Below are 10121 nucleotides of genomic sequence, written 5' to 3' on the forward strand. Positions count from 1 at the left end.
CGGGCCGGAGGCGATGGCGCTTCCGACCCGCAGGGACGGCCCCTTCGACCCGCCGCCCGGGCTGCTCGCCGCGGGGCGGGCGGCGGCGCTGCGCCGGCTCGTCTACCCCGACGGGCATCTCGGCTGGCTCGTCACCGGCCACGCCCTGGGGCGGGCGCTGCTGGCCGATCCCCGTTTCAGTGCGCGTTCCGAGCACAAGCGGGTCCCCGTTCCCCGGCCGGGGGCGGATGTCTTCCTGGGCAGGCCCGCGCTGCCGGGATGGTTCGTCGACATGGATCCGCCGGAGCACGCCCGCTACCGGAGGCTGCTGGCCGGCCGGTTCACCGCCCGCCGGGTCAACACGCTTCGCCCGTGGATCGGGCGCGTCGCCGACGAGCACCTCGACGCGATGGCGCGCGCCGGTCCACCGGCCGACCTGGTGGCGGGGTTCGCCCTGCCCGTGCCGTCCCTGGTCATCTGCGAGATCCTCGGTGTCCCCCGTTCTGAGCGCGCGGAGGTGCAGCGCAACAGTGCCACCCTGTTCAGTCTGGAGGTGAGCGCTCAGGAGAGCGCGGAGGCCATGCGGGCGCTCACCGGCCACTTGGGGGAACTGGTCCGCCTCAAGCGGCGCCGCCCCGGCGACGACCTGCTGAGCGAGCTGGTCGCGAGCGACCTGTCGGATGAGGAGATCACCGGGACCGGGGTGTTCCTGTTCACCGCCGGGCACGAGACGGTGTCCAGCATGCTGTCCCTGGGGTCCCTCGCCCTGCTCCACCACCCCGAACAGCGCGACGCCCTGATCAGGGGGCAAGGCGCCCCTGAGAACGCGGCGGAGGAACTCCTCAGGTACCTCACCATTTTCCAGTTCGGAGTCCCCAGGACGCCGGTGGTCGACGTCGAGGTCGAGGGGCGGGTCGTCCGTGCCGGTGAGAACGTGACGATCTCCCTGCCCGTCGCGAACCGGGACCCGGAGGCCTACGACCGCCCGGACGAACTCGACCTCGGCAGGCCGGTGCGGAAGCACCTGGCGTTCGGGCATGGCGTCCATCTGTGCCTCGGCCAACACTTGGCCAGGGCCGAACTGCAGATCGGTTACGCGGCCCTGTTCCGGCGCTTCCCCGGGCTCCGGTCGGCGGTTCCGCTCGAGGAGGTCCCGCTGGCGGTCGACTCCGGTTTCTACGGGGTGCACCGGCTTCCGGTGACCTGGTGAACCGGCCGGTGCCGGGAGGCCTCCGCGGCGGGGTCCTCCGAGGCCGCCCGCGTCCGTCCGCGTCCGGTGGGCCCCGGTCACGGGAAGGGCGGCGCCGCGGGTGGGACGGGAGTCCGCGGCCGGGTCTTGACACGGGGCGGTCCGCCTTCAAAACTGGGGGCGCTACTTAGGTAAGGTTTACCTTAAGCATGGGCGCCGTCGTGCGTGCCCCCGTGCGCTGTGCGCCGTCCGTGCGTGGCTTCCCCACACCCCTCCATGAGACGAGGACCCAGCATGCCCGTCGAGGAATTCGACGTCGTCGTGGTCGGCGGCGGCCCCGCCGGTTCCACGGCCGCCACCCTCATCGCCGAGCAGGGCCACCGGGTGGCCCTGCTGGAGCGCGAGCGCTTCCCGCGCTACCAGATCGGCGAATCGCTGCTCCCGGCCACCGTGCACGGGGTGTGCCGGCTGCTCGGGGTGTCCGACGACATCGAGGCCGCGGGCTTCCAGCTGAAGCGCGGCGGCAGCTTCCGCTGGGGCACCGGCTCCGAGCCGTGGAACTTCCTGTTCGCGCTCTCGCCGCAGCTCTCCGGGCCGACCTCCTACGCCTACCAGGTCGACCGGATGACCTTCGACGACATCCTGCTCAAGAACGCCGCCCGCCGCGGGGTGGACGTCCGCGAGGAGTCCACCGCCCTGGAGGCCGTGCGCGCCGCCGACCGGGTGACCGGCGTGCGCTACACCGGCCCCGACGGCGCCAAGCGCGAGATCTCCGCACGCTACGTGCTGGACGCCTCCGGCAGCACCGGGCGCCTCAGCCGCGCCGTCGGCGGCGAGCGCCACTACTCCGAGTTCTTCCGCAACCTCGCGGTCTTCGGGTACTTCGAGGGCGGCGAACGGCTCCCGGGCCCCGACCGCGGCAACATCCTGTGCGCCGCCTTCGACGAGGGCTGGCTCTGGTACATCCCGCTCAGCGACACCCTCACCAGCGTCGGAGCCGTGCTCCACCGGGACCAGGCCGCCCGCATCCAGGCCGACCGCGAGGGCACCCTGCTCGCCTCCATCGACCGGTGCGCCATCGTGCGCGACTACCTGGCCGGGGCCACCCGGGTGACCGAGGGGACCTACGGCGAGGTCCGCGTGCGCAAGGACTACTCCTACGCCAACTCCCGCTTCTGGGCCCCCGGCATGGCCCTGGTCGGCGACGCCGCGTGCTTCATCGACCCGGTCTTCTCCACCGGCGTGCACCTGGCGACCTACGGCGGCCTGCTGGCGGCCCGGTCCGTCAACGCCGTCCTGGCCGACGGCATGGACGAGGCCCGCGCCTTCGGCGAGTTCGAGGCGCGCTACCGGCGCGAGTACGCCGTCTTCTACGAGTTCCTCTCGGCCTTCTACGACATGGACCAGCAGGAGGACTCCTACTTCTGGAAGGCCCGCAAGGTCACCGGCGCCGAGAACCTCACCTCCATGGAGGCCTTCACGACCCTGGTCGGCGGGGCCTTCTCCGGTGAGCGCGCGCTGGTGGACGCCGGATCGGTGGCCGAGAAGTTCGCCTCCTCCTCGGCCGACCTGGCCGAGGCCGTCGCCCGCACCGGCCCGGCGCAGACCCGGAGCGGGGAGCGGATGAACAACCTCTTCGGCACGCCCGTGGTGAGCGAGGTGATGCAGGAGATGAACAGCATCCAGCGCCGCGGGGTCGCCGGCCCCGGCACGGAGGAGGCGCCGCTCGTCGAGGGAGGGCTGGTCCCCTCCGCCGACGGCCTGAGCTGGGCCGAGCCGCAGGCCTGAGGCGTGCGCGGGACCACGGCTCGTGGGGCGGCACAGGGCACGCACAGCATGCCGCCGTGCGCATACCGCTGATCGGGGACGACGCCCGCATCGCCGAGGCGGAGCGGCGCGGACCCGCCGCCGAGGGCATCAGCGTCGACACCGCCGGGGCGGGGTGGGCGGGCTGTGGGCCGTCCCGCCCCCCTCCGTCCACCGAGGGGGGAACCGCCACTGCCGATCGCCGCTCCGCGATCCCCGTCCAGGCCGATCGCGGGGGAGCGGCACCGCACGGAGCCGGCGGAATCGTCGTTCAACGCCCGCTTCTCCGTTCGTCGGGGTTCGGAGGGGCGGCGCGCCAGGTCGATCGCACGCGGCCCCCGGCACGCCGTCGTCCCGTCGACGATCCCGCTGAGCCTGCCGTCCGACCGCAGCGCCCGGCCGGGGTGGTAGTCGCGGTGGACGAAAGCGTGCGGCTCTTCAGGCGCAATTTCTGAAGGGGAGGGCGGCCGGGCCGCAGCGCTTCGCGCCTCTGCCGAACCAGCGGATCCGGTGAGGTGCGACGTCAAACGCCCTTAAAAGGACGGGAAATCTCCGGTCAGGAATTCCGTGCGTTCCCGTCCGCTCCCGGCGCACGCCGCACGGGAGGGCGTTTCCGGCCTCGCAACTCGTTTACTGTTTCCCGATGTGCGCAGCGCGGAAGGGGCGTGCGCCGCTAGGGGGGAACACATGATCAAGGCGGCTCCCGCCTTCTTCAGCTGGTATGCGCGCATTGTCGCGGTGCTCTCGCTGCTGGCCTGGTTCTCGGGTTCGATCGACGATTGGCTCGTCCGGGTCGACCGGTTCGGCGTCGTCTATGCGCTGGGGTGGTGGCCGAGCCTTCCGTTCGCCGCGCTGATGCTGCTGCTCTCGGTCGGCCTGCGCCGCCGCAAGCGCTCCGCGCGGCGCATCATGCTCGCCGTCCTCGGCGTGGTGCTGGCGCGCACCGCCCTGTTCCTGGTCATCCTGCTCAGCCTCACCCCCGACGAGCGCCGCCTGGTCGGGTGGCCGGACGTCGTGGCCCTCCTGGCGGTCCCGTCGGTCCTGGTGGTCGCCCAGATCGCCTGGCTGGTCGCGGCCCGCCGCGAGTTCCCCGCGCTGCCCGACCCGGCCGACCGCAAGCTCGCCGCGGCCGTGTTCACCGCCTGCCTCCTCGTCCTGGTCGGACTGGGCGGCACGGTCGTCGCCGGGAACGACACGGGCGCCGCCGGCCCGGTCTGGCAGGACGTGGCCTATTCGCTGCTTCAGACCGTCTTCGGACCGCGGATCACCGGCGAGGCGCTGGGCGTCTCCGTGCCCGCCTGGGTCGATCTCCTCCTGGGCGTCCTCGGCAGCGGCCTGCTCCTCGTCACCGTGTGGGCCCTGTTCCGGCCCGCGCGCGCCGGCGGCGGACTCTCCGCCGACCAGGAGCTCGAAGCCCGCCGCCTCCTCGCGCGCTACGGCGAGGACGACTCACTGGGCTACTTCGCCCTGCGCGACGACAAGGAGACCGCCACCGCGCCGAGCGGCCGCGCCGCCATCGCCTACCGCCGGGTGGGACCGGTCTGCCTGGCCGCGGGGGACCCGATCGGCGACCCCGGGGCCTGGCCCGAGGCGATCCGCTCCTGGCTGGAGCGCTGCCGCGCCCACGCCTGGACGCCCGGGGTGCTCGGCGCCGGTGAGCGCGCGGCGGCCGCTTACGGCCGCGAGGGGCTGAACGTGCTCGAACTGGGCGACGAGGCCGTCCTGGACCTGGCGTCCTTCACCCTGGACGGGCGCGGCATGCGGCCGGTGCGCCAGGCGGTGCGACGGGTGCGCCGGGCCGGGTACACCGCGCGGGTGCGCCGGTGCCGGGACATCCCCGCCGACGAGATGGCCGACCTGATCGTGCTGGCCGACCGGTGGCGCGACGGCGAGACCGAGCGCGGCTTCTCCATGGCGCTGGGGCGCCTGGGCGACCCCCGCGACGGCGCCTGCGCCGTGGTGGAGGCCTTCGGCCCCGACGGGCGGCTGCGGGGCATGCTCGGCTTCGTGCCCTGGGGCAGGTCCGGCCTGTCGCTCGACCTGATGCGCCGCGACCCGGGCGCCGAGAACGGCGTCAACGAGTTCATGGTGGCGGCCCTGGCCGAGGACGCCGGATCGCTGGGCGTGCGGCGCCTGTCGCTCAACTTCGCCGTGCTGCGCGGGATCTTCGAGCGCGGGGCGCGCATCGGCGCCGGCCCCGTGCTGCGGGCGGCCTACCGGGTGCTGAGCCTGGCCTCCCGCTTCTGGCAGCTGGAGTCGCTGTACCAGGCCAACGCCAAGTACCGGCCCGAATGGGTCCCCCGCCTCGTCTGCTACCGCCGCCCGGGGGACCTGGCCTCGGTGGCCGTCGCCGCCGCGCGCGCCGAGGGGTTCCTGCCCGACCTGCGCGCACCCCGTGCGCGGGCCAAGGGGCCCTCCCCGGCGCTCCTGGAGGGCATCGCCCGGATCGAGCGCGAGGCCGACGCCGAGCGCCTGCCCCGCCGCCGCCTCTCCGAGCAGGAGCGGGTGCGCCACGCCAAACTCGACGCCCTGCGCGCGCAGGGCCGCGACCCCTACCCGGTCGGATTCGCCCCCACCGACACCGCCGCCGGGCTGGCCGCGGAGTTCGCCGGGCTCGCGCCCGGAACCGCCACCGGCCGTGCGGCCGCCGTCGCCGGACGCGTGGTGGCGGTCCGCGACCACGGCGGTGTGGGCTTCGCGGTGCTGCGGGACGCCACCGGCGACGTGCAGGTGATGCTCGCCCGGGACGCCGCCGGGGACTTCGGCGGCTGGAAGCGCCTGGTGGACCTGGGCGACCAGGTGGTCGTGGAGGGCGAGGTGGTCGCCACCCGCGCCGGGGAGCTCACGGTGGCCGCCGGCTCCTGGACGATGACCGCCAAGTGCCTGCGGCCGCCGCCGCGCACCCGGGACGCCGCGGCGCGGGCGCGGCGCCGCCACCTCGACCTGATCGTCGACCCGCGGGCCCGGCGGATGCTGCGCATGCGCGGCGACGCGGTGGCCGCCGTCCGCGACGCCCTGCGGGAGCGCGGCTTCCTGGAGGTGGAGACGCCCATGCTCCAGCCGGTGCACGGAGGCGCCGCCGCCCGTCCCTTCGTCACGCATATGAACGCCGTCGACGCCGACATGTACCTGCGCATCGCCCCTGAGCTCTACCTCAAACGGCTGCTGGTGGGCGGCGCGGGCAAGGTGTTCGAGCTGAACCGCAACTTCCGCAACGAGGGGACCTCCCCTCGGCACAATCCTGAGTTCACGATGCTCGAGGCCTATGAGCCCTATGGGGACTACGACACCGTCGCCGCGCTCATCCGCGATCTGGTGGTCTCCGCCGCGCGCGCGGCCCTGGGCACCACCGTCGTGGAGAGGGACGGCATCGAGTACGACCTGGCCGAGCCGTGGAGGGAGGTGACGGTCTACGGCGCGGTGTCGGAGGCCGTGGGACACGAGGTCACCACCGACACGCCCTTGGAGCGCGTGCGCACCCTGGCCGAGGCGCACGGTGTGGCGCCGCGCCCCGAATGGGGGCAGGGGCGCCTCGTACAGGAGATGTTCGAGGCGCTGGTGGAGGAGGAACTGGTCGCCCCCACGTTCGTACGGGACTACCCGACGGAGACCTCGCCCCTGGCGCGGGGGCACCGCGGCGATCCCCGCCTCGCCGAGAAGTGGGACCTGATCGTGTTCGGCCTGGAGCTGGGCACCGGGTACACCGAGCTGAACGACCCTGTGGAACAGCGCCAGCGGCTGACCGCCCAGTCCCTGCTGGCCGCGGGCGGCGACCCCGAGGCGATGCGCCTGGACGAGGACTTCCTACAGGCCATGGAGTACGGCATGCCGCCCGCGGGCGGTCTGGGGATGGGCATCGACCGCCTGCTCATCACCCTGACGGGCAGGACGATCCGCGACACCATCGCCTTCCCGCCGGTGCGCCCCATCGATCCCTGAGAGCGCGGCCCGTCGACGTCCGAAGCGCTCCTGCCCAGTAGTCCTCTCCTGCACAGTGCTTCTGCGCGGCACATCTGAGGTTCTCAGCAGGTCGGCGCGGTCGGGCGAGCGGGTCCGCCGCCCGGCCTCAGCGTCCGCCCAGGCTCCGCTCACGGCCCAGCCCCTGGGCCAGCTCGTCGGCGGCCTCGGCCACCACCTCGGGGAAGTCCACGTGGAGCATGTGGCCGGCCGGACGCACCTCGATGCGGCGGCCCTGCGGGCTCATCCGCGCCAGCGCCTCGTGGCGGCGCCGCCACTCCGGCGCGGCGGGCGCGCTGAGCACGGTCAGCCCGACGTCGGGGAACGGCCTCGCGCGCCGCAGCGCCGCCAGGTCGGCCGCCATCCGGTCGTAGGCGGCCAGCTCCGCGGCGGCCGCGCGCAGCGTGCGCGGGTCCCCGTAGCGCTCGCGGATCCCCTCCCGGGGGCCCACATCGCGCCCCGAGGCGCTCTGCCGCCCCACCACCGCGCGGCGCAGCGGCGGGCCCACCAGCGGGGCGAACGGCGCCAGCACCCGGCCGGCCGCGCGCACGAGGGCCTCCTTGGCGCGGGACGGGCGCGGCGGACGCGGCTCGTTGCTCGGGTCGACGAGGACCAGGCCGCACACCAGGTCCGGGTACAGCCGTGCGAACGCCTCGGCATGGAAGGCCGCCACCGAGTGGGCCGCCACCACCACGGGCAGGCCGGCCGCGGCCTCCGCCAGCCGGTCGGCCTCGCCGCGCAGGGTCGGGTGCAGGCCGTTGCGCTCGTAGCGCACCAGCGCGTAGTCGTCGTGCAGGAGCCGGACGACGCCGTCCCAGTCGAAGGCGGCGCCGCCCAGGCCCGGAACGCAGACGACGGTGTCAGTCGTCAGGGCCATGGGCCACCCCCAGTGCGATCAGCCAGACGGAGAACACCGAGACCTGCACGCGCTGGGCCGCTCCGACGTCCGCGCCCGCGGCGATGAGCCACAGGAGCACGCCCGTGGCCGCGAGCTGGGCGGCGGCGGGCACGGCGAGCACGGCCCGCAGACGGCCCGGCCGCCGGGCGCGGCGCGGCAGCGCCACGGCCAGCGCGGCCATCGCCGCCAGGCCGGCCGCGACGGCGGCGCTGCTGGTCACCGTGTGGACCGTGTGCGCCGCCGACAGCCGCCCCTCGGCCTCGGCGAGCGCGCACGCCGGGTCCGCCGTCACCGCGCAGTCCATGGGCACCAGGGCGTCGGCGGCCGTCAGCAGCCCGAACAGCACCAGCGCCGCCCACCCGGCCGCGCCGGCCGTCAGGGGGCCGGTGCGCCCGCGGTCCCGCCCCGCCGCCCAAGCGAGCGCTCCCACGGCGCCGGCGGCGGCCGCGAGCAGCCCGGCGGCCGCCTCGGCGGAGGCGAACAGCGGGCGGAAGGGCTGGTCGCGGGCGAAGAGCTCGCTCACATAGGCCGCACCGGGGTCCAGGCCGGTGGGAAGGGCCGCCTCCCACCAGAACGAGGAGTAGAGCACGCCCGCGGCGACCGCCGATGCGGCGAAGACGACGCGGCGCCCCATCGTGCTCTCCTCGATCCGTGCTCGTGGCCAGGCGGTCCTGTCGGCCCCGGCCGCCGCGCCGGCCCCGTCCGGGGCCGGGGTCCGCGGCGTTCGGTGCTCCTCCATCTTTTCAGGCCTCCATCCTTGCAGCCCGCCGCGTCCTCTGGGCGGCACGCCCGTCCGGCCCCGGATCCGGTGTCCTCGCAGCTCGCGGAGGTAGCGTGACGGCGTCACCGATCGGGCGGGGAGGCTGCGGTGCCGGGGAGCGGCGGACGTGTGCGCGATCCGGCGGGGCGCGAGCGCGGCGAGCGGATCCGCGAGTCCTTCGTGCTCGTTCCGCTGCTGGGCATGGCCGCCGCCCTGCCGCTGGCCGCGCTGACCGTGCTGATCGACCAGGTGGTGACCTGGTTCCTGGCGGCCAGCGCCGACCTGGAGGAGCTGCGCTCCGCACTGGAGTCCCTGGTCGAGAGCGGCAACGCGGTGCTGCAGACGGCGGGCCCGGCCACGCTCACCGTGCTGGGCGTGGTCTTCAGCATCACCCTGGTCGCCCTGCAGATGGCCTCCGGCCAGCTCAGTCCGCGGGTCATGTACCTGTTCACCCGGGGCTGGACCGCCAAGGTGACACTGGCGGTCTTCCTGGGCACCTTCGTCTTCACGCTGCTGGTCCGCTACGCCGGGGGCCTGCTCGGGGACGATGAGGGCGACGTGCCCTTCCTGCCGGTGTTCTCCACCGCCGCGGCGCTTCTGCTGGTCGGGGCGAGCCTGGTGGCGTTCGTGTACTTCGTGGACGGCACGGTCAAGCTGATGCGTCCGACGACGGTCCTGGACCGCGTGGGCCGCGAGACGCTGAGGCAGATCCGGGCGCTGCCGCGGGCCACCGGACCCGTGCCCAGGCGGTCGAAGGTGGCCCCGCTGGGAGAGTCCTGCACCGTCGTCCGGTCGCGTGCCGATTCTGGCGTCCTCGTCCGTATCGACACTGCGCGCCTGATGCGCTGGGCCGCCCGCAACGACGCCTTCGTCCGGGTGGTCCCCGACATCGGCGACTATGTGGCGCCGGGCACCCCGGTCCTGGAGGTGCACGCCTCCCGGGAGCCCCGCAGGCTGGACCGGGCGGCCAAGGCGGTGCGCACCGGGGCCGAGCGGTCGACGTTCCAGGACCCCGCCTTCGGTCTGCGCCAGCTGGCCGACATCGGGGTCCGCGCGCTCTCACCGGGGATCAACGACCCCACGACGGCGGTCCAGTGCATCGACCGGCTCCAGCTCCTGGTGGAGGCGTTCGCCGTGGTCCCCCAAGGAGAGCGGACCCTGCGCGACCGCAAGGGGACCGCACGCGTGGCGATCCCGCTCCCGCAGTGGGAGCCTCTGGTCGATCTGGCCTTCACCGAGCTCGTGGTGAACAGCGGGGGCCAGCCGCAGGTGAGCCGGCGGCTGATGGCCGCCTTCGACGACATCGAGGAGGCCGCCCCCGAAGAGCGCCAGGCCGCGCTCCGCCGGGTGCGCGATGAGCTGCGCAGGACGTGTGTGCGCAGCCTGTCCCAGGAGGTGGTGGAGTTCGCGCTGACGCCGGACCACCAAGGGCTGGGCGGCAACGCGCGCGCAGGGGGCGCGGCGGACGCGGGACGCTGAGCGGCCCGCGCCCGCCGACCGGACCCGTGCCGGGGACCGGTCGGCGGGGCCCC

General features: G+C 74.6%; 6 protein-coding genes and 1 pseudogene. 4 read left to right on the forward strand and 3 right to left on the reverse strand.

What is annotated here, in order from left to right; translation table 11 throughout:
* Window positions 1-13 precede the first annotated feature (13 nt).
* Both C892_RS0110950 and C892_RS0110955 read left to right on the forward strand, forming a co-directional pair.
* On the forward strand, window positions 14-1189 hold the full coding sequence (locus C892_RS0110950; RefSeq protein WP_017557218.1) for a cytochrome P450: 1176 nt from the start codon (window positions 14-16) through the stop codon (window positions 1187-1189).
* Between the two features lie 273 nt (window positions 1190-1462).
* Window positions 1463-2956: a tryptophan 7-halogenase gene (locus tag C892_RS0110955; protein WP_017557219.1), complete on the forward strand. Its 1494-nt coding sequence runs from the start codon at window positions 1463-1465 to the stop codon at window positions 2954-2956.
* A 344-nt stretch (window positions 2957-3300) separates the two neighbouring features.
* Here the strand turns inward: C892_RS0110955 and C892_RS32785 are convergent.
* Window positions 3301-3501 (reverse strand): annotated as a pseudogene (locus C892_RS32785) (phosphotransferase); the annotation flags it as partial.
* Window positions 3502-3661: 160 nt separating this feature from the next.
* Between C892_RS32785 and lysX the strand changes: the two are divergent.
* Entirely contained in the window at window positions 3662-6913 is a 3252-nt protein-coding gene (lysX, locus tag C892_RS0110960) for a bifunctional lysylphosphatidylglycerol synthetase/lysine--tRNA ligase LysX (RefSeq protein WP_017557220.1), read from the forward strand.
* Between the two features lie 127 nt (window positions 6914-7040).
* Here lysX and C892_RS0110965 read toward each other — a convergent pair whose 3' ends face one another.
* Complete coding sequence (locus tag C892_RS0110965; protein ID WP_017557221.1) at window positions 7041-7808, reverse strand: alpha/beta fold hydrolase; 768 nt, start codon at window positions 7806-7808, stop codon at window positions 7041-7043.
* On the reverse strand, window positions 7792-8568 hold the full coding sequence (locus C892_RS0110970) for a DUF998 domain-containing protein (RefSeq protein WP_017557222.1): 777 nt from the start codon (window positions 8566-8568) through the stop codon (window positions 7792-7794). The genes C892_RS0110965 and C892_RS0110970 overlap by 17 nt, the downstream gene beginning before the upstream one ends.
* A gap of 150 nt (window positions 8569-8718) precedes the next feature.
* On the opposite strand from C892_RS0110970, the gene C892_RS0110975 reads away from it, so the two are divergent.
* A complete protein-coding gene (locus C892_RS0110975) occupies window positions 8719-10068 on the forward strand; it encodes a DUF2254 domain-containing protein (RefSeq protein WP_017557223.1) in 1350 nt (449 codons plus the stop codon).
* Window positions 10069-10121 lie beyond the last annotated feature (53 nt).

Origin of the sequence: Nocardiopsis baichengensis YIM 90130, from assembly GCF_000341205.1 — a bacterium.
In the GTDB taxonomy this organism is placed as follows: Bacteria; Actinomycetota; Actinomycetes; order Streptosporangiales; family Streptosporangiaceae; genus Nocardiopsis_A; species Nocardiopsis_A halophila.

What these genes read in the sequence shown, in the direction of transcription:
- lysX (WP_017557220.1), top strand. Translation starts at nt 3,662, where the DNA reads ATGATCAAGGCGGCTCCCGCCTTCTTCAGCTGGTATGCGCGCATTGTC.
- C892_RS0110970 (WP_017557222.1), bottom strand. Translation starts at nt 8,568, where the DNA reads ATGGAGGAGCACCGAACGCCGCGGACCCCGGCCCCGGACGGGGCCGGC.
- C892_RS0110950 (WP_017557218.1), top strand. Translation starts at nt 14, where the DNA reads ATGGCGCTTCCGACCCGCAGGGACGGCCCCTTCGACCCGCCGCCCGGG.
- C892_RS0110955 (WP_017557219.1), top strand. Translation starts at nt 1,463, where the DNA reads ATGCCCGTCGAGGAATTCGACGTCGTCGTGGTCGGCGGCGGCCCCGCC.
- C892_RS0110965 (WP_017557221.1), bottom strand. Translation starts at nt 7,808, where the DNA reads ATGGCCCTGACGACTGACACCGTCGTCTGCGTTCCGGGCCTGGGCGGC.